This window comes from Selenomonas ruminantium subsp. lactilytica TAM6421 (assembly GCF_000284095.1).
GTDB classification, from domain to species: domain Bacteria; phylum Bacillota; class Negativicutes; order Selenomonadales; family Selenomonadaceae; genus Selenomonas_A; species Selenomonas_A lactilytica.
Genome location: NC_017068.1, coordinates 1,791,258 through 1,816,823, shown reverse-complemented (window position 1 = coordinate 1,816,823; position 25,566 = coordinate 1,791,258). Strand labels below are relative to the sequence as shown.

General features: G+C 39.8%; 24 protein-coding genes. All 24 read left to right on the top strand.

The window, feature by feature from the left end; all coding sequences use genetic code 11:
- Positions 1 to 32: 32 nt before the first annotated feature.
- The 24 genes from SELR_RS08840 to rfbA all read left to right on the top strand — a co-directional run bounded on the left by SELR_RS08840 (position 33) and on the right by rfbA (position 25,556).
- On the top strand, positions 33 to 752 hold the full coding sequence (locus SELR_RS08840) for a polysaccharide biosynthesis/export family protein (protein WP_014424884.1): 720 nt from the start codon (positions 33 to 35) through the stop codon (positions 750 to 752).
- Between the two features lie 19 nt (positions 753 to 771).
- Positions 772 to 2,229: a GumC family protein gene (locus SELR_RS08835; protein WP_014424883.1), complete on the top strand. Its 1,458-nt coding sequence runs from the start codon at positions 772 to 774 to the stop codon at positions 2,227 to 2,229.
- Positions 2,229 to 2,957: a CpsD/CapB family tyrosine-protein kinase gene (locus SELR_RS08830; RefSeq protein ID WP_014424882.1), complete on the top strand. Its 729-nt coding sequence runs from the start codon at positions 2,229 to 2,231 to the stop codon at positions 2,955 to 2,957. Before SELR_RS08835 ends, SELR_RS08830 begins: the two co-directional genes overlap by 1 nt.
- 17 nt (positions 2,958 to 2,974) lie before the next feature.
- Positions 2,975 to 4,933 (top strand): polysaccharide biosynthesis protein, encoded by a 1,959-nt coding sequence (locus SELR_RS08825; protein ID WP_014424881.1) that lies wholly within the window; start codon positions 2,975 to 2,977, stop codon positions 4,931 to 4,933.
- 38 nt (positions 4,934 to 4,971) lie between these two features.
- Entirely contained in the window at positions 4,972 to 5,817 is an 846-nt protein-coding gene (locus SELR_RS08820) for an aldolase/citrate lyase family protein (protein ID WP_014424880.1), read from the top strand.
- 18 nt (positions 5,818 to 5,835) lie between these two features.
- A complete protein-coding gene (locus tag SELR_RS08815; protein ID WP_014424879.1) occupies positions 5,836 to 7,086 on the top strand; it encodes an alanine racemase in 1,251 nt (416 codons plus the stop codon).
- A gap of 21 nt (positions 7,087 to 7,107) precedes the next feature.
- Positions 7,108 to 7,809, top strand: coding sequence for a sugar transferase (locus SELR_RS08810; protein WP_014424878.1), 702 nt, complete (start codon positions 7,108 to 7,110; stop codon positions 7,807 to 7,809).
- Between the two features lie 17 nt (positions 7,810 to 7,826).
- On the top strand, positions 7,827 to 8,750 hold the full coding sequence (locus SELR_RS08805) for a branched-chain amino acid transaminase (protein ID WP_014424877.1): 924 nt from the start codon (positions 7,827 to 7,829) through the stop codon (positions 8,748 to 8,750).
- A 13-nt stretch (positions 8,751 to 8,763) separates the two neighbouring features.
- Positions 8,764 to 9,570, top strand: a complete 807-nt coding sequence (locus tag SELR_RS08800; RefSeq protein ID WP_014424876.1) for a glycosyltransferase family 2 protein — start codon at positions 8,764 to 8,766, stop codon at positions 9,568 to 9,570.
- Between the two features lie 22 nt (positions 9,571 to 9,592).
- Positions 9,593 to 10,441 carry a cyclic GMP-AMP synthase DncV-like nucleotidyltransferase gene (locus SELR_RS08795; protein WP_014424875.1) on the top strand — a complete coding sequence of 283 codons (849 nt, stop codon included), beginning with the start codon at positions 9,593 to 9,595 and terminating at the stop codon, positions 10,439 to 10,441.
- A 12-nt stretch (positions 10,442 to 10,453) separates the two neighbouring features.
- Positions 10,454 to 11,083 (top strand): Cap15 family cyclic dinucleotide receptor domain-containing protein, encoded by a 630-nt coding sequence (locus tag SELR_RS08790; RefSeq protein ID WP_158645794.1) that lies wholly within the window; start codon positions 10,454 to 10,456, stop codon positions 11,081 to 11,083.
- A 73-nt stretch (positions 11,084 to 11,156) separates the two neighbouring features.
- A complete protein-coding gene (locus SELR_RS18875; protein WP_014424873.1) occupies positions 11,157 to 11,939 on the top strand; it encodes a hypothetical protein in 783 nt (260 codons plus the stop codon).
- A gap of 197 nt (positions 11,940 to 12,136) precedes the next feature.
- Positions 12,137 to 13,066 carry a glycosyltransferase gene (locus SELR_RS17785; protein WP_014424872.1) on the top strand — a complete coding sequence of 310 codons (930 nt, stop codon included), beginning with the start codon at positions 12,137 to 12,139 and terminating at the stop codon, positions 13,064 to 13,066.
- 2 nt (positions 13,067 to 13,068) lie between these two features.
- On the top strand, positions 13,069 to 14,187 hold the full coding sequence (locus SELR_RS08775) for a glycosyltransferase family 4 protein (protein ID WP_014424871.1): 1,119 nt from the start codon (positions 13,069 to 13,071) through the stop codon (positions 14,185 to 14,187).
- A gap of 12 nt (positions 14,188 to 14,199) precedes the next feature.
- Positions 14,200 to 15,504, top strand: a complete 1,305-nt coding sequence (locus SELR_RS08770) for an O-antigen polymerase (RefSeq protein ID WP_014424870.1) — start codon at positions 14,200 to 14,202, stop codon at positions 15,502 to 15,504.
- A gap of 59 nt (positions 15,505 to 15,563) precedes the next feature.
- Entirely contained in the window at positions 15,564 to 17,099 is a 1,536-nt protein-coding gene (locus SELR_RS08765; protein WP_014424869.1) for a lipopolysaccharide biosynthesis protein, read from the top strand.
- Between the two features lie 10 nt (positions 17,100 to 17,109).
- Positions 17,110 to 18,120, top strand: coding sequence for an acyltransferase family protein (locus SELR_RS19535; protein ID WP_014424868.1), 1,011 nt, complete (start codon positions 17,110 to 17,112; stop codon positions 18,118 to 18,120).
- A gap of 116 nt (positions 18,121 to 18,236) precedes the next feature.
- Positions 18,237 to 19,319: a GDP-mannose 4,6-dehydratase gene (gmd, locus tag SELR_RS08755; RefSeq protein WP_014424867.1), complete on the top strand. Its 1,083-nt coding sequence runs from the start codon at positions 18,237 to 18,239 to the stop codon at positions 19,317 to 19,319.
- On the top strand, positions 19,316 to 20,635 hold the full coding sequence (locus tag SELR_RS08750) for a sugar phosphate nucleotidyltransferase (RefSeq protein WP_014424866.1): 1,320 nt from the start codon (positions 19,316 to 19,318) through the stop codon (positions 20,633 to 20,635). The genes gmd and SELR_RS08750 overlap by 4 nt, the downstream gene beginning before the upstream one ends.
- A 14-nt stretch (positions 20,636 to 20,649) precedes the next feature.
- On the top strand, positions 20,650 to 21,594 hold the full coding sequence (locus SELR_RS08745) for a GDP-L-fucose synthase family protein (RefSeq protein WP_014424865.1): 945 nt from the start codon (positions 20,650 to 20,652) through the stop codon (positions 21,592 to 21,594).
- A 19-nt stretch (positions 21,595 to 21,613) separates the two neighbouring features.
- Positions 21,614 to 22,966: a phosphohexomutase domain-containing protein gene (locus tag SELR_RS08740; protein ID WP_014424864.1), complete on the top strand. Its 1,353-nt coding sequence runs from the start codon at positions 21,614 to 21,616 to the stop codon at positions 22,964 to 22,966.
- Between the two features lie 69 nt (positions 22,967 to 23,035).
- Positions 23,036 to 23,914, top strand: coding sequence for a hypothetical protein (locus SELR_RS08735; RefSeq protein ID WP_014424863.1), 879 nt, complete (start codon positions 23,036 to 23,038; stop codon positions 23,912 to 23,914).
- Entirely contained in the window at positions 23,911 to 24,642 is a 732-nt protein-coding gene (locus SELR_RS08730; RefSeq protein ID WP_014424862.1) for a caspase family protein, read from the top strand. Before SELR_RS08735 ends, SELR_RS08730 begins: the two co-directional genes overlap by 4 nt.
- Positions 24,643 to 24,683: 41 nt before the next feature.
- Entirely contained in the window at positions 24,684 to 25,556 is an 873-nt protein-coding gene (gene rfbA, locus SELR_RS08725; RefSeq protein WP_014424861.1) for a glucose-1-phosphate thymidylyltransferase RfbA, read from the top strand.
- Positions 25,557 to 25,566 lie beyond the last annotated feature (10 nt).

Below are 25,566 nucleotides of genomic sequence, written 5' to 3'. Positions count from 1 at the left end.
GGAAAAATAAGACAAGAGGGGATAAAGGTTATATGAAAAAAGAATTACTTGTGATATCCACATTACTGACATTGGCACAGCCTGTGTCGGTAATGGCTGGCAGCAGCGATGCGGCCGCGCAGGAAATGGCGTCGGCGCAGCCTGCGGTACAAAGTCCACAGAGGGCGCAGAATAAAGAGTATACATTGCGTCCCGGGGATGAACTCAATATATCGGTGTTGCAGGACGAGCGCATCAGCAATGCGCCCAACAGTGTGGCTACGCCTTATGTGGTTCGCCCGGATGGCAGATTGTCGCTGCCCTATGTGGGTTCGCTGGATGTGACGGGCATGACCATTGATGAGGTTACTTCCTTGCTTACCCAGGCATTGTCCCGCTATTATGTGAATCCGGAAGTCACGGTGAACCTGACCAAGATGGGGGCTGTCCGCGTCTATGTCTTTGGCGAGGTCAAGAACCCCGGTGTGGTGGAACTGACCAAGAGTCATACGATTGTGGATGCAATCGGTTCCGCTGGCAGCTTTACGGCGGATGCCGCCAAGAAAAAGGTCATTCTGGTGCGCAAAGAGGATCAGCAGAATATGATCAACGTCGACTTCAACGCCATGATCACCAAAGGCGATATGACACAGAATTATGAGCTGCAGGAAGGGGATATCCTTTATCTGACGCGGAATCACCGCATCACTTTTGCACGGGATATTGCACCGCTCATTGCTGCGGCCTATAACATTTCCAAAATCAGCGACTAACAGGGGAGAGATAGAACCAGTGGATGATAAAGAAGTAACCATAGACTTGCGGGAAGTATGGGATCTGATGGTCACCGGCCGCATGAAGATTGCCAAGATAACGGCACTGTTCCTGGTGGCCGCCGGAGCTTATCTGCTCATCACGCCGCCGACCTATCAGTCAACCTCTCTCCTGCGCATCAAGCAGGAGAAGGGGCTGGGGGATTCCATTCTCTCCAGCGTGGCCGGCAATGCTGGTATGACCACGCAGCGCATGAATACGAATGCAGAGATCCTCAAGAGCCGCAATGTCATCGAACCGGTGATTGAAAAGACGGAAGAGCCGAATAAGGACGGGAAATTACCTTCTTATGAAGGCTATATCAAATCTCATGTAACGACCAAACCTTTCAAGGATACGGAAATCCTGCAGGTGGATGTGACGGGCAAAAGCCCGGAACAGGCCCAGGAAGCAAACCAGCTTATCGTGGATGGCTTCCTGAGCCGGTTGGCAGAATTGTCCCATGCAGAACAGGGCGCTACCCGTGCCTTCCTCGAAGAACGTGTAGAGTCCTCGAAGAAGGAACTCTCCGATGCGGAAGACAAGCTGCAGAAATTCCAGGTGGAGAACAAGCTTTTCTCCACACAGGATCAGATCAAGCAGATAACAGATAAGCTTTCTATTATCGATAAGGAAAAGGCAGCCAACAAACTGAATCTGGAGCAGGCTCAGGCTGCCCTCGGAACCATCAATGGTCAGCTGGACAATTCGGGCCGGGGTATTGCCGACAGTGCTGCTCTGCAGCAGTACAAGGTACAGCTGGCTCAGCTGGCTGCGGAAAAGGCTGGTTATACGGGCATCTATACGGAAGACCATGAGAAGATGCAGGCTGTCAATCAGAAGATTGCCAATGTACAGGCTTCCATGGAGAAGGAAATCGGCAGCATTGTGGCCCGTCAGGCACCTTCCAGCAGCAGCGTACAGCAGAAACTGCTGGCGGATAAATTCCAGAACGAAGCCATGGTAGCCGTAGAACAGGCAAAGGCCAAGGCTCTGGCTGCTCTGGACAAGGAAAATGAAGATTTGATTTCCAAACTGCCGGAAAAAGAACAGGGCTATGTCCGGGTCAAACGTGATACGGAAGTAGCTCAGGAAATCTACGTCATGCTGGCCAAACGGTTGGAAGAAGCGAAGATTGCCGAGAATATGGTGCCCACGGAAGTGCAGGTAGTCGATTCCGCAACCCTGCCGGAAGAACCCATCAAGCCGAAAAAGGCCATGACCATGCTGGTGGCATTGCTCCTGGGCCTGTTGACTGGTTCCGCTTTCGTGACGGCCAAGGGCATCCTCAACCGCAGAATGCGTACCACTGAGGATGTGGAGCATTATCTCGAACTGCCGGTGCTCGGTATTATCCCCGATGCCAATGGTCTGGATAAGGAAGAGGATATCGGTCTGCTGGAAGGAATTCGCAATCGTCTGCTGAGGAGGAAATAATGGCTAATATCGATTTAATTGTACATAATGATGCGAAATCGCCGATTTCCGAAGCCTATCGTGCGATTCGAACGAATCTGCAGTTTGCCGGTGCAGGCAAGATGATCAAATTCATCAGCTTCACCTCGGCAACGCCAGGCGAAGGCAAGTCCACCACCATATCCAATGTGGCCATTGCCATGGCCCAGGATGGCAAGCGGGTGTTGCTGATCGATGCGGATATGCGCAAGCCGGTACAGCATAAGAAATTCCGCCTCCAGAATAAGGGCCTTAGCAATATCATCGCCACGGGTGAATCTCTGGAGAGTATGATTCAGAACAATGTCATACAGAATCTGGATGTGCTGCCCAGTGGCCCGGTGCCGCCGAATCCATCGGAAATGCTGGGTTCTGAGCGGATGGACAATCTGCTCAAGACCGTGGGAGAGAACTACGACTATGTGTTCATCGATATGCCGCCGATCTTGGCGGTAACGGATGCGACCATTATCGGTACGAAGATGGATGGTGTCGTATTTGTAGTCCGTTCCGGCAAAGTTACACCGGATGAGGCCAAGGAGGCCAAGCAGCGTCTGGTTCAGAGCCAGGTGAATATCATTGGTACAGTGCTCAACGGCGTGCCGAAGAAGAATAAAGCCGGTTATGGTTACGGCTATGGCTATTACTATTATTACGACGAAAAGCACGAGAAACATAAAGGCAGACATAAGAGCAAACAAAAGGATTGAATGAGGAATGGTAGATTTTGGTTAAGCTCGATATCGAACAATGGAAAATAATGGCGTGGATGCTGGCTGTTTATGACGCCGTAGCATTGAATGCAGGATATTTCCTGGCGCTGCTGCTGCGGTTTGATTTTCAATACTCCCGGATACCGGCAGATTATCTGGCGAACTGGGAGTCATATACGCCGGTATATACGGTTCTCAGTCTGCTCATTTTCTATGGATTGCGGCTGTACCATAGCCTGTGGCGTTTTGCCAGTTTCTCAGAACTGCTGCGCATCATCTACGGAAATCTGGCTACCATCCTGTTGATGGCAGTGGGCATGAACTTTTTTGTGGGGAATATGCCCATATCCTATTACATCATGGGAGCTGCTATTCAGTTCGGTCTGGTGCTGGGCGTGCGGTTTGCCTATCGCTTTATCCTGCTTTTGCGGGTGGCGCAGCAGGATCGGAGAGGTGAAGGCTCGCGAGTGATGCTGATTGGTGCTGGCAGTGCTGGTCAGCTCATTATGCGGGATATCAAGAGATCCGTCCGGACCAATGAGAAAGTCTGTTGCTTTATCGACGATGATCCCACCAAATGGAATCGTCTGGTGGATGGTGTGCCCATAGTTGGAGGCCGGGACGAAATCCTGGCCAGTGTGGAGAAATATCAGATTGACAAAATTTACCTGACAGTACCCAGCGCCAGTGCCGCAGAAAAGCGGGATCTGCTCAATATCTGCAAGGAAACGGACTGTGAGCTGAAGCAGCTGCCGGGGCTCTATCAGCTGGTCAATGGCCAGTTGTCTGTCAGCGCCATGAAGAAGGTATCCGTTGAGGATCTGCTGGGCCGGGAACCGGTGAAGGCGGATCTCAGCGATGTGTTCCAGTTTATCCATGGTAAACGTGTTCTCGTCACAGGCGGCGGCGGTTCCATTGGTTCGGAGCTGGCCCGCCAGATTGCAGCCCACCAGCCTGAGCAGCTAATCCTGGTGGATATCTATGAAAACAATGTCTACAATGTCCAGCTGGAATTGCGGGATAGGTATCCGGAGCTTGATTTGGTGGTGCTCATTGCCTCCGTGCGGGACAGCCGCCGGATGTTCCAGATATTCGAGGAGTATCGGCCCCAGATTGTCTACCATGCAGCAGCCCATAAACATGTGCCGCTGATGGAGGACAGCCCCTGCGAAGCGGTCAAGAACAACGCCATCGGCACCTTCAAGACGGCCTATGCCGCCATGGTGCATGGCTGTGAACGCTTCGTGCTTATCAGCACGGACAAGGCTGTCAATCCCACCAATATTATGGGGGCAACGAAGCGCCTCTGCGAGATGATCATTCAGTCCTTTGATGCCAAGATTAAGGCCGGCAAAGCCAATGAAATCCCTCAGTTGTTCACGCATGAAGGGTTGGAGAATGCCGATGCGGATGGCACGGGAAAAATCTTTGAAAATGTTAAGACGGAATTTGTGGCTGTACGCTTCGGCAATGTTCTGGGCAGCAATGGTTCAGTGATTCCAATCTTTCAGAAACAGATTGCCGCTGGCCATAACCTGACAGTAACGCATCCCGATATCATCCGTTACTTTATGACCATCCCCGAGGCAGTGAGTCTCGTAATGCTGGCCGGCACCTATGCCAAAGGCGGCGAGATCTTCGTCCTGGATATGGGCAGCCCCGTCAAGATTGCCGATTTGGCCAAGAACCTCATCCGCCTGTCCGGCTTGAAACTTGGTGTGGATATTGACATTGACTATACCGGCCTGCGTCCCGGGGAGAAATTATTCGAGGAAAAACTCATGGCTGAGGAAGGCCTGAAAAAAACCGAGAACGACCTGATTCATATCGGCTGTCCCATTCCCTTCGATACAGAAGAGTTCCTGGAAGAATTGGACGAACTAATGGTGTCAGCCTATAAAAACAAAAACGATATCCGTGTGCGCGTAAAAGCTATGGTATCTACTTATCACCCTGCAGAAAACATCAGTTGACTGTTGTTTGTGTAGGAATTGGAAATGGAGTTTTGACTATGTCATTAAAGTTTATGTATATAACCAATGATCCGGAAGTAGCGAAAATCGCGCAGAAGTATGGTGTGGACAGAGTATGGGTGGATTTAGAAACCTTGGGGAAAGAGGAACGTCAAGGTCATATTGATTCCGTGAAATCGCATCATTCCATTGCAGATATCAAAAGAATTGTTCCGGTTTTGAGTACGTCAGAGATGCTTGTGCGAGTTAATCCGCTGAATCCGCAGTCGAAAGACGAGATTGAGCAGGTTATTGAAGCCGGTGCAGATATGATCATGTTGCCGATGTGGAAGTCCCTGTCCGATGTAAAGGAGTTTTTAGCCTATGTAGATGGGCGCGTGAAAACCACATTGCTTTTGGAAACCAAGGAAGCGTTTGAATGCGTGGATGAAGTTCTGGCATATGGCGGTATTGACGAAATTCACATTGGATTGAATGATCTTCATCTGTCATATGGATTGAATTTCATGTTTGAACTGTTGACCAATGGGAAGGTTGAGGCGTTGTGCAAAAAGTTCAAAGCAGCGGGGATACCGTATGGCTTTGGCGGTATTGCGAAAATTGGTGAAGGCGCAGTTCCAGCAGAAAAAATCATAATGGAACATTATCGTCTGGGGTCAACGCGGGCAATCCTTTCCAGATCCTTTTGTAATTACCAAAAGATGGATTCATTAGCGGATGTGGAATTGACTTTCGCACGAAATATGAAAGACATCAAAGCCTTTGAGAAAAAGATTGCGGCAATGAATGCGCAGGATTTCATACAGAACAAGTTGCAATTGGAATATGATATTGCGACAGTAGCTAATACGATTGCAGCCAAAAGACATAAAACGGCAGTGTGAAGATATGGAGATGATTGGATGTCAGCATCGCTGGACAAACAAATTAATACGGAAAATTTGCTGAAGCTCGCAAATGATTATGGCAATGCCTTTTACTTGCTGGATACAGAAGCATTTCGGGAAAACTATCAGGAGTTGTCTGCAGAATTCAAGAAGAATTATCCAAACTTCAATATTGCCTATTCCTATAAGACAAATTACATACCAGATCTTGTGAAAATCGTGTATGAGATGGGCGGATTTGCCGAAGTCGTTTCGGATATGGAACTGGAAATTGCTCTTCGCTGCGGTGTACTGCACCAGCGTATCATTTGGAATGGGCCGATAAAGAATACACAGGTAATGGAAGATTTTCTGCTCCAAGGTGGAACTGTCAATATTGACTCTCCTCATGAAGCAGATACCATTCGGGAAATAGCCTTAAAACATAAAAAAACGCATATTCATGTAGGTGTCCGGTGTAATTTTGATGTTCAGGATGGCGTGCTTTCGCGTTTTGGTGTTGATGTAGACGGTGAAGACTTTGACTACGTACTGAAGATGATTCGTGACACGGAAAATATACAACTCATTGAACTACAGTGTCATTTTGCCAAACGTGATGTTAAATACTGGGCTGCACGAACAGAAGGTATGCTGCGGACATATGATAAAGTAGCTTCTGTTTACGGTTTGAAGCCACAGCGTATTGATCTGGGCGGTGGCATTTATGGTAAGATGCCGGACAGTTTGAAAGAGCAGCTTCATATTGAAGGACAGAACTATGCAGATTATGCGGAAATTGTAACCAGTCGTATGGCAGCCCATTTTGCCAATAATCCAGAAGCGCCTGAATTATTCATTGAGCCTGGCTCTGCCTTAGCAGGTGACTGTATGAAGTTCGTTACACGGATTGAGACCATAAAATCAGTCCGAGGGAAGACAATTGCGACAGTTTTAGGTTCTCAGAAGAATATCAGCATGAGCGGAATTAATCCTCCCTATCAGATTGTATTCGCAGATGAAGAGCAAAGAGAAGTCTATACAGATTTGGATATTGTAGGATTTACCTGTATTGAAGGCGATTGTCTGGTAAAAGATTATGTCGGAGCGCTATCTATTGGTGACTTTTTGGTAATCAGCAACTGTGGTTCTTACTCTGTTGTGATGAAACCGCCCTTTATCCTGCCTAATTTCGCTGTGCTGGATATATGCAAGGGTATGGATCAGATTAAGCTGGTCAAACGTGCAGAGAAGTTTGATGACTTGTTTCAAACGTATAGTTTCTGAATGGTCAGGAGAATATGATTTATGAGTAATACAGCGCTTCAAATGAATTATATATTGAAACGCATATTTGATATTTGTTCTGCAGGCATTACGTTGTTGTTGTTATTGCCTCTCTTTGTTGTAATTGCTATTGCGATAAAACTTGACTCGGAAGGGCCTGTTATTTTTTCGCAGGGAAGACGGACGAAGAATGGAAAAATTTTTCAGATGTATAAGTTTCGGTCTATGGTAGTCAATGCAGAAAAAGTGGGGACAGGGCTTTTTAACTATGAAAATGATCCTCGAGTAACGAAGGTAGGAAGATTCCTGCGCAATTCCAGTCTGGATGAATTGCCACAGCTTTTTAATGTATTCAAGGGCGATATTTCTGTGGTAGGACCACGTCCCTGCGTAACATATGAGCTTGGCGATTATGAAACCCTGAATAAAAAGTATAAGAAACGCTTTACCGTCATAGGAGGAATCACCGGGCTGGCGCAAGCCAGAGGGCGAAACGAGAACTCCTGGGATGAAAAAGTGACATTGGATAATCAATACATTGATGAATTCAAACAGCGAGGTATCCTGCTGGATTTTCAGATTATATGGGAAACCTTGATGAAGGTGTTTCATAAAGCGGATATTTATGAAGAGAAGGTTGAAGGTGCGCAGAATGATGTGGAGTCTGCACAGTTAGCAGAGGCAGAAATCATTCGCATTGCGCATTTACCAGATGAAGAATAATTATAGAGGCGATATAGATGAAATATGATGTGGCTAATAGAAGAATTTGGTTCAAGGGTGAAATCCTGAATGTCAATGATGCAAAAATCAATGTACTGGCACCAACATCACAGTTTGGTTTAAATGTTTTTGAAGGAATCCCATGTTACTGGAATGACGACGAAAAGCAGTTGTATGCATTTCGCTTAGAGGATCATTATGCAAGATTGATCCGTTCCCTCAAACTCATACAGATAAAAGCACCCTATACTGTGGACGAAATGAAGAAAGCTTTGATCGATACGGTAAAAGCAAATGAATACGATGAAAATCTTTCCGTTCGTCAAACAATTTTTGTAGATGGTTTTGGTTCCTGGGGATCAGAAGAACCAGCAGATATGTTCGTGGCACCGATTCCAAGAGGACGCACGAGTGCAGAATATAATAAAAAAGGTCTGAACTGTTGCGTGACATCATGGCAGCGTATTGATGATACTACACTGAGCCCACGCATCAAATGTGGTGCAAATTACATTAACTCCCGTATGGGACAGCGTGAAGCCCTGCGTAATGGATACGATACTTGCATTTTCTTGAATGCAAAAGGCAAAGTTTCCGAGGGCCCGGGCTCGTGTTTTTTCATGATTAAAGGCGGCAAACTTGTTACCCCGCAGCTTACGGACAGCGTCCTGGAAAGCATTACCCGCGATACTGTTATAACGTTGGCAAAGGAAAGTGGCATAGAGGTGGTTGAACGCAGCATAGACCGCACGGAGCTTTATACTGCTGATGAGGCATTCCTTTGTGGCTCTGCTATGGAGATTACTCCTGTCTACAGTGTGGATAAATATAGTATTACCAATAATGTAGGTGAAATTACAGGAATACTTCACAAGAAGTACTTAGATGCTGTATTAGGGACGGATGAGCAGCATAAAGCGTGGGTAACGGCAGTTTATTGATAGGAACAATGTAATGGCGGATATTAAACGATTTGAAGAGTATGGGAATAGAGTGGCAGATGACTATGTAGCAGGGTTAGTTTCTGTAATAACGCCTGTTTACAATGCGGAGAAATATTTAAAACAATCTATAGAATCAGTTTTAGCGCAAACATATCCCCATATAGAGATGATATTGGTCGATGACTGTTCAAAAGATAATTCTGCTGATATTATTCGAAAATACCAGCAGAATTATCCCCAGATCAAGTATTATTTGCAACCCCAAAATATGGGAGCAGGATATGCAAGGAATAAGGCGTTGGAGCTTGCTCAAGGTCAATATGTTGCCTTTTTGGATGCAGATGATGTATGGCGGCCAGAGAAGATCGCATGTCAAATCAAGCTTATGGAAGAAAAAAAATCACCATTTTCGTATACTGCCATTGAAATGATAGATGAGGATGGTAAGTTGGTCAAAAGTAAAAGAGATGTTGTGGAGTCAATCGATTACCATTTTCTTTTATCGAACACTATGATTGCTACGTCAACTGTACTTATCGACCGAATGAGCTTAGGCGATTTTCGTATGCATTTGCGTCGTGGTGGACAAGATTATGCAACTTGGTTGAGACTCTTGCGTAATGGATGTAATGCAGTGGGTATTAACGAAGTGCTAAATATGTATAGAGTGGGTCATAATTCTTTGAGTTCTAATAAATTAGATAGTGTTAGACAAATTTGGGAAATTCAAACAAAAGACGAGGGCATAAAGCGTGTTATAGTTTTATTTCACATTATGAAGTGGTGTTATAACTCTATAAAAAAGTATTGGCTTTAATACAGCTAAGTGGGGATTATATATGGCAGATATGGATAGAGAATTTCGTTCTTATTATCAAAGAATAAAGCTATCGTCGGCTAATGAGGACAGATTGCGCAGAGGTCGAGATGCATTGCGCAATAGAATTAGGTCTTGGTTTATAAATACTGGTAAGCCTGTTCCTAAATTTTGTTGGCAAGGTTCATTTGCCATGAAAACAACTATCAATTTGTGGGGACAAGGTCAGCAATACGATATTGATGATGGCATATATCTTTCATATAGAAAAAAAGATCTTACGGCTAGTCGAGTACACGGTTGGATAATAGAAGCTGTTGCTGATCATACAGAATCAATAATTAATAAGGATACTTGCATTCGAGTAAATTATTCAGCGGGATATCATATCGATTTGCCGATATATGTGATGGATGGCGATAATGCATATTTGGCACACAAAACAAAAGGATGGGTATTAAGTGATCCAAAAGCATTTAGGGATTGGTTTATAAAAAAGGTAAAAAATAATAGTGAACAACTGAGAAGAATTGTGTTGTATTTAAAGGGGTGGAAGACTAACTGTAGTATTCCTTTAAAAGGAATTGAAATAACGATATTGGTAAGTAATTGTTACCAAAGGAACCAGAAGGATGATGAAGCTCTATATGACACGGTTTCAAAAATTATTGAGACATTAAATATGCATTTCTCATGTGTTAAACCAGTTCAACCATATGAGGATTTATTTGGTTGTATATCTGAAAACAGAAAGAATAGAATATTAGATGGTTTGTATGGTTTACAAAGTTCTTTACTGTTAGTACAAATTACTTCAAGCAACATTGAAGCAATAAATAGTTTGAAAACAAAGTTTGGAAATATTTTTTGAGGCTATTTTATTATGATGAGATATTCGTGGAATAATGGCAATAAAATAAATGTTATATTTTATTTAACTATTTCCAGTGTTACTGCCTATCCATTTGTAGAATCAGGAGTAAATATGCTATTTGAATTGTTGGCAAAATTGCTTCCTTCTTTTAATATTGTCATCTCAAAAGCACAGAGTTCCTTGTTATCTATTTTTAGCGTTTCTCTGTTGTTTAAAATTATTGATTGGTCATTTGATAAATATTTGTGGAAGAATAAATATTTACTAAAAATATTGGATATGCATGATTTTTCCGGTAAATGGCAGGGGATGCTTCAAAGTTCATATAACGAAGTAATGGAAATACCTGTTATACTTGAAATTGAACAAACATGGAGAACGATAAATTGTCGTTGTGAATTTCCTAATACAAATTCAACATCGGTAGCTGATATGGTGCAGATAGATACTTCTGATATGCAATCACCGGTATTGAAATTTACATATAAAAATCAATCGAGAGCAATGAGTACAGCACTGCAATTTCATGTTGGTTATAATGAATTAAGATTAGTTGATGGTAAACTAAAAGGATTTTACTTTACTAATAGAGAACAACCAACTAAGGGAAATATGCTTTTATCGAAAGTAAGTGAATAGAGTTTGGGAAGGAATAATTTCATCAAGAAATAGAAAGGGATAGTCGTGTTTAAAAACTCGGCAGATATACGTTATGAATGAGAGAAGAAAATCTTTAGCAATTTTAATATTATCATGTGATAATTATGAAGACTTATGGAAACCTTTTTTCGAAAACTTCAAGAAAATGTGGCCTGATTGTGATAAAAGGATATATTTGATTACAAATCACAAGAGATTTGATGAAGAAAGTGTGATTTCATTAGAAGTGGGAGATGATATATCCTGGGGAAGTAATCTTTTAGGAGCATTGGAAAAAATAACAGAAGAATATGTATTAACTATATTTGATGATCTTTTTTTTAAGTATAAGGTAGATACAGATAAGATTGATAAATTATTTGATAAATTTTTAAATGAAGAGATGGACTATATGAAGTTGAATCACACAAAGTCTATGAATTTAAAAAATATTAAGGCTGGAATTGGCTTAATCCCTAGTGGAGCTGCATATCGTTCGTCAGCTGTTATTGCTATATGGAAAAAATCAATTTTAAAACAGATTTGTAATAGTCATGATTCTGCGTGGGACTTTGAAATATATGGTTCGGAAAGAACCGATAAATATTATAGGTGGTACGGATGTGCTTATGAAGCATTACCAGTAGATAATTTGGTAATTAAAGGCAAGTATGAGAGAAAGGCCTATGATAGAATTAGTAAAAAAGGAATATTATTATCTACAAAACGTAAGCAAATGTCAAGACTTGAAAATCTTAAATATGATTTTAGTATGTATAGAAGCATTTTGTTTTACGATTATATCCCTTTCTCATTGCAGCGTATTGTGCGAAAAATTTTTGGTTCATATTCATAAGCTAATTGTATAATTAGAGCTTTACTAAGGAGTGTCATCGTTAGAAATAGTGGTAAATCTTGTCCACCACGACGTAAATGCATACGAAAATCGCCTAAAATCATTCGGTCGTCAAGTACAGCTGACGTAGCAATCATAGTGTTCGATAAAAGAAAATGGTAATTATTTATAATTATGAGGATGTGTAAATTATTGTTATGGTATGTGTTATGATGTCTACATATAATGGAGAAAAGTATATTTATGAACAGATAGATTCCATAATGAAACAAAATATTAAACATCTAATTTTACTAATTAGGGATGATGGCTCGCAAGATAAAACTGTTGAAATTATAGATTCATTAAAAAAAAACTTACCACCAAATAGAGAAATAAGATTAATAAGAGGACATAATATCGGAGCAGAATGTAGCTTTTATGAGTTAATTTATTATGCGAAAAAGAATCTGGATACATGTAAATATTACGCCTTTTCTGACCAGGATGATGTGTGGGAAAGAGATAAAATTCCCGTTGCAGTTAAATTGTTAAGTAAAATGAACGATAAAATGCCTAATTTATATTATTCAAATCTTAAGGTGGTAGACGAAAAATTAAATTTTATTGGTTATAAGTTTAAGAAAGGATATGTAAAAACTACAAGTGAGTTTGTAGCTACAGAAATGTGTGCGTGGGGATGTACATGCGTTTTTAATTTTAAAGCATTGGATGAGATGAGTAAAATAAAATATGATTACTATCTGGCACATGATAACTGGATATTATGGTTATGCACATTTAAAGGAAGATGCATATATGATGAAAAATCATATATATTATATAGACAACATGGGGATAATGTGAGCGGACAAGTGAAATTTGGCTTAGAAAAAATTTGGCAGAATATAAAAAAAATGACTAGTTTACTAAAGTTAAGAGCTGAATTTGAACCACGTGCGAAATTGTTATTAAGCTTGTATGACGATAATTTAAATATATATGATAAGGACATACTAAGACAGGTCGCTTTTTATAAAGATTCATTTAGGAGCAGAATTATGTTATTGTGTAGTACGAAAATTTCGTCTGGACATCTGCTGAAAGAGATAGGGCGTAGAGTGAGAATAATTTTGGGAGAATTGTGACTATGAGAGTTATAGCTGTTTTTCATGATAATGATATATATAGTGGTGCAACAAGATCGTTTCTTTCAAATGTAAAATATCTAAAAGAAAAAGGAATTGATGTCTACGCTATTGTACCTCAAAAAAAAGGAAATCTAGTTGAACAATTAGAATATATTGGTGTGAAATCTATACGTGGATTTTATGGGGGGGTTACATATAGAAAAGGAAGTAATGTACTCAGCACAGTGTTTAGGTATTATATAGGAGTTATGAAGTTGTTAATATCTTCTATTTGGTGTTTAGTTGTATATTTTAAATTTAAAAATGTAAAGATAGATTGGGTGTATACGAATACTTCTACATTGTATATTGGTTCACAATTGGCATTTATGCTAGACTCTAAACATATATGGCATTTTAGGGAGTTCGGCTATTTGGATCAAAGCTTTAATAGAGTGTTTCCTATGTTGTTTAAGTATTTGGTTAAGAAATCTAACAATATTATTATGATATCTAATGCTTTGAAAGAATTTTATAGAAAGGAGTTTAATATATGTGATAATGTTTCAATGATATATAATGATATTGTTATAGAAAATAAAATCAAAAAAGAGAAGCATGATGGATTAAATGTGCTTATTACAGGTACGATTTCTGAAGGTAAAGGGCAGAAACTTGCACTAGAAGCGATGAAAAAAATAAAAGAAGAAGATATTAGATTGTATATTGCTGGTCAAGTGAATGATTATGCTAAAAAATTAATCAAATATGCGAAAAAAGAAAAAATAACCAACGTTGAATTCTGTGGTTTTGTAAAGGACATGAATTCATTGAGATCTAAAATAGATATTGCTTTAGTTTGTTCAAAAAATGAGGCGTTTGGACGGACAATTATCGAAGATATGGCATCGGGGATATTAGTTATAGGTAATAATGCTGGAGCAGTGCCCGAATTGATTTCAGGTAAAGTTGGATTGATATTTAAAGAAAATAGTGTAAATGATTTGGTAGAGAAATTATTATTTGCAAAGAGAAATTGGAATGATATGGTTAACGTGATTAACGCTGCGCGTATTTATTCAAATAGTTTTACTAAAGAGCGTTGCGCAAGAGAAATTTATAAAATAATTACACAATAAGAAGGTAAATATATGAACATAATAGTGGCTTTTGGTACGTTGCTTTTGTGTGCTTTTTGTTATAGATTGGATAATTGTATTTATAATCCTGCTACGGTATATTCATTTTTTTGGTTTATGATTATGCTTCTGGCATCTGCTCAGTTTTATGACATATATGAAATTAGTAATGAGACTTATTTTTTGGCTTTTGTAAGTGTGTGTTTTTTTGTCATCGGACATATACTAAATTTGGTTATAAGAAATAAGTTTAATATAAAACATAATAAATTTGATATAAATTTAAAATTTTATTATGTTTTATTGATTGCTTGTGTGATTTCTTTATGGCAAAATTTTTCTTTAATAGGTGTTGTTATATCTGAAGGCCTTAGTGTAAGTGCAGCCTATTTTTTGATGGCAAGAGTTGTAGTTGGTGAAGCGGAGGAATTGAAAGATGTTTATACAGATTTAGGTGCTCAGGTGCAACAATATATAGGTTATCCGTTGTTATATCTTTTAATTCCGACATCGATATTGTTATATTATAAGACATTTAAAAAGAAATATTTGCTCATTGCTTTCGGATTATTTCTCATAAGATTTTTAGCAGATTTTAAGCGTACAATTTTAGTGTTTCTTATTTTGTTCTTTTTGTTTTATGCAATTTTGATGAGAAAATCAATACTAAATGAAATGCGTAAAAATATATTAATAAAAAGAAAAATTAAATGGTTTTCTTTCGGCATAATTATTGCTTTGTTTTCTGCATTCCTTGTAATTTCTACGTTGCGTCATGATAATCATGGGGATTCTTATAGTTTGTTTCAAAATTTATATTATTATTATATTGGGTGTTTTAAATTGTTAGATATAAGATTATCAACGTGGGATATGTTTGGTGTTGATTATACATTTGGTCTTACTACGTTTAGAGGCGTTTTTGCACCATTTTTTGCAACGATTAAATTGCTGATAAATGAGGATTTTTCATTATTTGCTGATGCAACATATTTGGTTAATTCATTGCACGATTATATAGTTCCAATAGCACCACATCATATATATAATACATATACAACAAATGTTTTTCAATTCTATTGCGACGGGGGGGGGATTGGAGTATGTGTTTTGTCTATGCTGTACGGTTGGCTGGCATCTTCTTGGTATAGAGATTATTGTGAACTAGGGGATGTCCGTAGCGTTTTTAGATTTGGGTATATTATGTGTGTGTTTATTTTATTTTCCAATATGCATATGAATTCTATTGTAATATGTTATGTTTGGCCTTTGATTTTGGAAAGATTACTTTATAATAAAAAAATAAAAAATGTATAATAGGAAATTGTTTTACTATTCCACATAAATATGATTATTTTAAAAAAGGTGGATGTTAATTGAGCCGTACAACAAATGCTTGGCGAAATATTTTTTTTGGAATGATAAATCGTATTGTAAAGATAATTGTTCCATTTTTGCTTAGGTCATTGATTATATATAAGATTGGAATTGAGTATTTAGGCCTCGATGGGCTTTTTGTATCAATATTGCAAGTTTTAAATGTAGCTGAATTAGGGTTTTCTTCAGCTGTTGTGTTTAGTTTGTACAGACCTTTAGCAGAAAAAAACACAACAATTATTTGTGCTTTATTGTCGTTTTACAGAAAAATTTATCGTTTTATGGGGGCGGTGATTTTTGGGCTTGGCTTATTATTTATGCCTTTTCTGGATAGAATAATATCTGGAACAATTCCTTCTGATATGAATATATATGTGTTGTACATTTTATATTTATTTAATACGGTGTTAGGATATTTTTTGTATGCATATAAAAATTCGATAATAATCGCTGATCAAAGAGCAGATATTATTAGCAATATAGATAGTATAATGCTATTGTTTAGATGTACTGTTCAAATTATACTTGTTTTTGTTTTTAATAATTATTATGCTTATGTGTTGGTCTTTCCATTATTTACGATTCTTAATAATTTTTTAGTGAAATGTATAACGGATAAATATTATCCAATTTATGTATGTAAAGGGGATATTGATAGTGCTTTATATAAAGATATAAGAAAAAGAGTAGTGGGGTTGATGATATATAAGTTATGTGGAGTGAGCCGTAATAGCTTTGATAATATGTTTTTATCTGCGTATTTAGGCTTGTATACCGTGGCAGTTTATAATAATTACTATCTCATATTAACTGGAGTTATTAGTGTTATGGGGGTTGTATCTCAAGCTGTAGTAGCAAGTATTGGTAATAGTATTGCCACGGAATCTGCAAGTAAAAACTATAATGATTTTAAATTATTCAATTTTATATACATGTTTATTGCTGGAGGAATGACAATTATTCTTCTGGTTACATATCAACCATTCATGATGTTGTGGTTAGGCGAAGATTATATGTTACCATTTTACGTAGTAATTGCTATGAGTGCATATTTTTATGTGTTAAAAATGGGTGATGTAAGAGGCATGTATAACGATGCAGCTGGTTTGTGGTGGGAACAAAGATATCGTACAGTATTAGAAGTGATTGTCAATGTCGTTCTAAACTATATTTTTATTAAATATTGTGGCGTTTTAGGTGTAGTTTTAGCTAGTTTGATTTCATGTTTTCTAGTAGGTTTTTTAGGATCGTCTTTTGTAACATTTAAATACTATTTTGGACGGAATAATCTTTGTGAATATTTAAATAGTCAAATTATATATTTTTTTACTACAATATGTATTGCATGTTTAGTGTTATATGTAATTTCAGTTAGTGGACAGTTAATATTACCGTTTGAAATTATGAAGCGGGTTATTATAAGTTTGATTATTTATTTCATTATGATGTGGATGATTTGGCATAATACTAAAAATTTTAAAAGTGCTAAGAATTTTTTTCGAAGTTCAATATCAATGTTTAATAAAGTGAAGTGATGAAGAAATTATGGATACTGAAGAACGTTTTTTAAAAAACTTAACACAACTTAATTTTGTTTTGGCAATTCTAATAGTTATGCATCATAGTTTTAATGTGAATATTCATTATGAAAATTATGATGCTTTAGATGTTACTTATTTAATAGAAAGGTATTTTTACAATGTCTCTGAGTATGCTGTGCCGTTTTTTTTCTTTATATCAGCATTCCTTTTTTACAGAACATTTGATGGCAGCTTTGAAGGATATAAAAATAAATTAAAAAGAAGATTCTATTCGTTGGTGTTACCATATGTTTTTTATAATTCCTTAGGGTATGTTAAACATGTTTTGTACACAAATGAGAAATTTAGTTGTAGTGGCTTTGTTGATGCATTGTTATTGTCAACAACAATGCCGTTGTGGTTTATACGTGAATTAATTATTTTTAGCATTTTGTCATTATTTTTGTTTTATGTAATAAAATATGTAAAAGCTGCAGTTATAATAATTTTTATCAGTGCTTTGTTATCGATATTAGGTGTTGTTGAATATAGATCTTTCGTATATTGGATGCCAGTGTATTTAATGGGTGGTATTTATAGTAAAATCATCGTATCATCGTATCATCGTATCATCGTATCATCGTATCATCGTATCATCGTATCATCGTTCGTTATACTCTTGATTATTATTCCGTGGTTTCTTCCTAATAATCAATATGATTTGCTAAACTTTAATCAAAAAATGTTTTATTATGCGTTTAGAATTATATGCATTCCGATGATAATTTATGTTTACATGAACATATCTTTTTTTAAAGAAAAATGGTATATGAGATATTCTTTTTTTATTTACTGTGTCCATTTTGTAATTATATCCTTGTGTAAGGCTGTGTTTATTAATTTAAGATTATATTACATGTTATTGCAGTATTTTTTTACAATTTTTTTTACTGTATTAATATCTATTTACATGGCAAGATTTTTTTCTATACGATACCCGATTATTTGGAGGTTGCTAAACGGGTGGCGTAAATAAATTGTAGGTGGATTGCTCATGTGGAGCTTTACAATAAAAGTTTGCGTAAATTTGCATGTACAATTCTTTATTGAGTTTGGTTCAAATGTTGCTTGAAAGAGGGGTAAATCTTACTTATGAAAAAGGCATTAATTACTGGTGTTACCGGACAGGATGGTTCTTATTTGGCAGAGTTTTTGCTGGAAAAGGGTTATGATGTGCATGGCATTATTCGCCGTTCATCTGTGGACTATCGTGAACGTATTGCTCATTTAGAAGGCAAACCGAATTTTCATCTGCATTATGGTGATATGGGTGATTCTATGGGCCTGATGGCTGTTATCAGTACGGTACGCCCAGATGAAATTTATAATTTGGCAGCCCAGAGCCATGTGCAGGTTTCCTTTGATGCACCGGAGTTTACGGCAGATGTGGATGCTACAGGTGTATTGCGTATATTGGAGGCTGTCCGTCTTTGCGGATTGAAGGATACCTGCCGCATTTATCAGGCTTCTACATCGGAACTTTATGGTAAGGTGGAAGAAGTGCCGCAGAATGAAAATACGCCCTTCCATCCCTATTCTCCCTATGCGGTGGCAAAGCAGTATGGCTTTTGGATTACGAAGGAGTATCGTGAAGCTTACGATATGTTCTGCTGCTCCGGTATTCTGTTCAACCATGAGTCGGAACGTCGTGGTGAGACCTTTGTTACACGCAAGATTACGTTGGCGGCTGCACGCATCGCTCAGGGCAAACAGGATAAGTTGTATCTGGGTAATCTCGACAGCCTGCGCGACTGGGGCTATGCCAAGGATTATGTGGAATGCATGTGGCTGATTCTCCAGCATGACAAACCAGAGGATTTTGTCATTGCTACCGGTGTGCAGCATTCTGTTCGTGAGTTTTGTCAGCTGGCCTTCCATCATGCCGGTATTGAACTGAAGTTCGAAGGTGAAGGCATGGAGGAAAAGGGTATCGATAAGGCTACGGGCAAGGTCGTAGTCGAGGTGAGTCCGGATTTCTATCGGCCGACGGATGTGGTAAATCTTTGGGGTGATCCTACCAAGGCAAAGAACGATCTTGGCTGGAATCCAACGAAGACGACCTTTGAACAGCTGGTAGAAATCATGGTGAAACATGATATGAAAAAAGTGGCTGCCGAGCGCTTAAAGGAACATGTGAATTTGGTCGAGTTCATGGAAAAGGGCACTATAAAATGATGGAAAAACTGCATATTGTCCTATTATCCGGTGGTTCTGGAAAACGTTTATGGCCACTTTCCAACGATATCCGTTCCAAGCAGTTTATTCCGCTGTTCCCGCAAGTGGATGGGGAGTATATCTCTATGGCACAGCGGGTGTTTCGACAGATTCGCAAGGTTAATCAGTCTGCTGATGTTACAGTGGCTACATCCAAGTCGCAGGTGTCCACATTGAAGAATCAGCTGGGAGACAACGTGGATATTTCTGTGGAACCTTGTCGTAGGGATACTTTCCCTGCCATTGTGCTGGTCAGTGCCTATCTTCATGATGTGAAGGGGGTAGGGCTGGATGAAGCTGTGGCGGTTTGCCCTGTTGATCCCTATGTGTCCACAGATTACTACAAGGCTGTGCAGCATTTGACGGAATTAGCGGCAGAAGGTACGGCTGACCTGATGTTGATGGGCATTGAGCCCACGTATCCCAGTGAGAAATATGGCTATATTATGCCAGCTTCCAAAGATGAAGTCAGCAAGGTGGTGTCCTTCAAGGAGAAGCCCACAGCAGCCAAGGCGGCAGATTATATCGCTAGGGGTGCTTTGTGGAACGGCGGCGTCTTTGCCTATCGGTTGGGCTATGTTTTGGAAAAGGCCCATGAACTGTTGGATTTCAAGGGTTACGAAGATTTGTATGCAAACTACGGCAATCTGACGAAAATCAGCTTCGACTATGCGGTGGTGGAGAAGGAACAGAGTATCGGTGTTCTGCGCTATGCCGGGGAATGGAAAGACCTGGGAACATGGAACACCCTAACGGAAATTATGCATGAGCCTGCTATTGGTGATGTAACGATGGACGATAATTGTTCAGACACTCATGTGGTTAATGAAATGGATATACCAATTTTGGTGATGGGGGCATCCAATCTGGTAGTGGCAGCTAGTCCCGAAGGAATTTTGGTGGCTGACAAGGATGCATCGAGCCATATCAAGCCCTATGTGGAAAATCTCACCCAGCAGGTGAGGTTTGCGGAAAAATCCTGGGGCAGTTTCCAGATTATCGATGTAGAGGATGAGAGCCTGACCATCAAGGTCACGCTAAATGCTGGTCATGGTATGAACTATCATAGTCATGAGCACCGCAGGGAGATTTGGAATATTGTCAGTGGTGAAGGTACGGTGCTGCTGGATGGGAAGGAACGTACGGTCAAGGCTGGGGATATTGTGGAACTGCCAATTGGTTCCAAGCATAAGATTACGGCGGGCAACCGTATGACCATTATGGAAGTGCAGCTTGGCGAGGCAATCTCCAAAGCGGATAAAATTAAGTGGGAATAAAGAGGCGTATCATAATGATGGAAAAGAATGCAAAAATCTATGTGGCAGGACACCGTGGCATGGTGGGGTCAGCCATTGTGCGGGAACTTGAACGGCAGGGGTATACGAATATTATCACACGTACCCATAAAGAACTGGATCTGATCGATCAGGTGGCAGTGAATGAATTCTTTGCACAGGAAAAGCCAGAGTATGTATTCCTGGCAGCAGCTAAGGTTGGCGGTATTGTGGCCAACAGTGAGGCGTTAGCAGATTTCATGTATGACAATATGATGCTGGAGATGAATGTAATCCATGCGGCTTGGAAAAATGGCTGCAAGAAGCTGGAGTTCTTGGGCTCTAGCTGCATTTATCCGCGCTTGGCTCCACAACCCATGAAGGAATCCTGCCTGTTGACTTCGGAACTGGAAAAGACCAATGAAGCCTATGCCTTGGCCAAGATTTCCGGGCTGAAATACTGCGAGTTCCTGAACAAGCAGTATGGCACGGACTATATTTCTGTAATGCCCACCAATCTCTATGGGCCCCATGACAATTACCATCCCACCCACAGCCATGTGCTGCCTGCTCTTATCCGCCGTTTCCATGAAGCCAAGGAACAGGGACTGGCCAATGTAACCTGCTGGGGAGACGGTTCGCCTTTGCGTGAATTCCTGTATGTAGATGATTTGGCTAATCTCTGCGTGTTCCTGATGAACAACTATAGCGGTGATGAAACTGTAAATGCGGGAACAGGCAAAGAACTCACCATCAGGGAACTCACAGAACTGGTGGCAGAAGTGGTTGGCTACGAAGGCGAAATCACTTGGGATACCAGCAAGCCAAACGGTACACCGCGCAAGCTTCTCGATGTGTCCAAGGCGGAGAAATTAGGCTGGACTTACAAGACAAAGTTAAAAGATGGCATTAAGCTAGCCTATGAGGATTTCCTGAATAATCCCATGCGGGCAGAGCGTTGACAAGGTAAGGTATGAACTAATGAGTTATTGCACAGAGGCCTTTGGTGCCTATGATATTCGCGGGATATATCCCAAAACAATAAATGAAGATATTGCCTATCGCATTGGCAGATTTTTCCCTGGTTTGTTTGGAACTAGGATGGTTGTCGTTGGCCATGATATTCGTCTGTCAGGGCCTGCTTTGAAAAAGGCCTTGGTGAGAGGGCTGACAGAATCAGGCTGTGATGTAGTAGATATCGGTCAGTGTGGCACGGAGATGATTTACTTTGCCACGGATCATCTGAAGTTAGATGGTGGTGTTATGATTACCGCCAGTCATAATCCAAAAGAATACAACGGCATGAAATTTGTGCGGCAGGAAGCCCGGCCGATTTCCGGGGATACCGGTTTGCGGGATTTGGAAAAGCAGGTGGCGGATGGTGAGCTGCCTGCTATGGCAGAGAATGCTGGCAAAGTCGAGACGGTGGATATCGCTGAAGAATATGTAAAGCATATCCTGTCTTATGTGGATGTATCTGAGCTGAAGCCTCTGAAAGTGGTAGTCAACGCTGGCAATGGTGCGGCAGGACCAATCCTGGATGTGATGGAGAAATATCTGCCCTTTGAGCTGGTGAAGGTTCATCATCAGCCGGATGGTAACTTCCCCGATGGCGTACCGAATCCCTTGTTACCGGAGAATCGCGAAGCTACCGTAAAGGCAGTAAGAGAATCCAGTGCAGATGCAGGCGTGGCCTGGGACGGTGACTTTGACCGTTGCTTTATGTTTGATGAGCAGGGGAACTTCATTGAAGGCTATTATATGGTAGGTTTTTTGGCACAAGCATTTCTGCAAAAAAATCCTGGGGAAAAGATTATCTATGATCCGCGGTTGACCTGGAATACAGAAGAACTGGTCAGGGAAAATGGTGGCGTGCCGGTGATGTCCAAGAGTGGCCATGCCTTTATCAAAGAAAAGATGCGGGCTGAAAACGCCATTTATGGCGGAGAAATGAGTGCTCACCACTATTTTCGGGATTTTTCTTATTGTGACAGTGGTATGATTCCGTGGCTTTTGGTGCTGGAACTGCTCTCTAAGACAGGGAAAAAATTATCAGACTTAATGAAGGAGAGAATGGATTGTTATCCTTGTTCTGGAGAAATCAATAGTAAAGTTAAGGATGCAGATAATGTGTTGCATCGAATTGAGATGGAATATGGATCGCAAGGTAAAGTTACGAAAGTAGATGGGTTATCTGTAGAGTTTGATAATTGGCGTTTTAATTTACGTAAGTCTAACACAGAACCAGTTATTCGACTGAATGTGGAAACCAGACATAATAAAATAATAATGTGTAAAAAAACAGAGGAATTGCTAGCTAAAATTATGAAATAACTAATTTTAGCTAGCAAGGAGTTACAAGTATCTTAAAATTGATTGTTAGACTTAATGAGGAATATAAATATGTCTGTGATTTTTATCTATATAATGATATATATTTTTCATTATGTTATTTTGCTTCTGCTAATAAATCGAGATGGGAACAAACAATCAATAATCATACAAAGATCACTTAAGGATGTTTATGAAGAATTTCCTCATCAAAAAGATAATATAAAAGAGCTAATTCAGTTTGAAAGTGACGGCTTGTTAGTTTTTATCGATTCGGAGAATGATTTAGATTGGGAGACAAAAGATCGATTTGATGAATTAGGGGAAAGCGAAGTAGTACAAAGTGTTTTAGCAGATATAGACTTTGTTCAACACCAAGCAGGCGTGAGATATCTTTCGAAAAAGACAAAACGTGATCTGGTTTGGTATTTAGGTAGAGCAGTTTGCTTGGCATTCCATGAAGATGAGATAAAAGCTAAAGAGGTTATGTTGGAAGCAAAGCATTTCCTTTATAATCGAAAAGCTGAAATAACAAGACGATGGCAGCTTATGTTTGCGCTTTCTATATACTTGTTGAGCTTAATGATTTATGTGGCATCAAGATTCATAAATATATGTGACCAAGAGTGGTTTGTCATATTAGAAAGTTGTATTATATATGGATTTACTGGTGTTTTGTTGTCGTTTGTTCATCGTGTTGGCTTGCTGGATTATGACTGTAGTTCTGGACGATGTTTAAACATTATGCAAGTCTTGTCAAGATACGTTGCTGGTGGAATTGGTGCTGTGTTTATCGTTAATTTATATCAAAGCGATTTGATTTTTGATGTTTTTCATAATGTTGAGAAGCAAGACGCTGTGCTGTTCATATTAAGTATAATCGGAGGATTCAGCGAAAGACTTGCGCCATCTGTTATTGAAAAGTTTGCAATGGAGGAAATTACAAAATGAAAAGAAAAATTCTTATTCTTCTAAACCCAGGTGATTGTAATGATAAAGAACATTATTGTGCAGGTGTTTATAAGGATAGGGATAACTATATTAATTTCTTCAAGTCAAATAAGGGCGGTGCTTGGGAAGATGATGAGATTATAGTTAGAGATAGGGTGAATTACTGTACAGTAAAAAGTGATTTACAGCTATTAGATAAAATGGATTATTCGATGGTTATTTTTTCTGGACATGGTTACACGGATGTGAATCGTAAGACAGTTTTGGAACTGTCACCACAAGATGAATGCTATGCAGAAGTGCTTATACATCCTAAGCGAACGGTTATTTTAGATTGTTGTCGGAAAATATATTATCCAGAAACTTTAGAGAGAAAGGCAACATTAGATAGCTTGTTACTGACTGAGAATATGTCTCTTGTTACGCATTATGAAGCACGTATGATTTATGAACGGGAAATAGCGCGGAGCGATAAATCCCCAATCATTTTGTATAGTTGTGATTTAGATGAGTGTTCAAATGATATTTCAAGCCGTGGCGGACTTTACAGTCGTAGCCTCATAGAGGTGGGATGTCAGTGGAATGGGCCGGGAACTTTAAGCGTAGTTAATGCGCATTACAAGGCTATAGATGCTTTTAATCAGGAACGATATGAACAGCATCCGCAAATTAGTAAACCGAGACTCCTGCATAGTTCTTATTACCCATTTGCACTTGATTTAACTTGATGCACAAACATATTTTTTATTTTCATAAAGGATGAGTTTTAGTGGTAAAAAAAGGAATAATATTAGCCGGTGGTTCAGGGACTCGCCTTTATCCATTGACGAGGGTAGTTTCTAAACAGTTAATGCCTGTATATGATAAGCCGATGATTTATTATCCGCTTAGTACATTGATGTTGGCGGGGATTGAGGATATCTTGGTTATCACAACTCCGGAGGACAGGGATAATTTTTCATCTCTTTTGGGTGATGGCAGTCAGTTGGGGATACATATTTCTTATGCGGTACAGCCCAGTCCGGATGGATTGGCACAGGCATTTTTGATCGGTGAGCAGTTTATAAATGGTGAGGCATGTGCCTTAGTCCTGGGGGATAATATCTTCTATGGTTCTGACCTCGCACAGGTAATGCAGCGTGCAGCAAAGTTGGAGCAGGGTGCAACGGTGTTTGCCTATTACGTTTCGGATCCGGAGCGTTATGGCGTCGTTGAGTTTGATAAGGCTGGTAAGGCTTTGAGTCTCGAGGAGAAGCCGGCAGAGCCGAAGTCAAACTATGCTGTAACGGGCTTGTATTTCTATGACAAGGATATTGTGGATATTGCCAAATCCATCAAGCCTTCAGCCCGTGGTGAATTGGAAATTACCGATGTGAATAAGGTCTATCTTGAACGTGGTACATTGCAGGTTGAGAAGATGCGTCGTGGCTATGCTTGGCTGGATACTGGAACCCATGAGTCCCTTTTGGATGCGGCGTCGTTTGTGCGGACGATTCAGGCACGTCAGGGCCTGAAAATCGCTTGTATCGAGGAGATTGCCTATCGTATGGGGTATATTGATGCGGCACAGGTGGAAAAGCTGGCACAGCCATTGCTTAAGAATGAATATGGCAAGTATCTTATCCGTATGATTCGGGAATGAAGGAGTTTTT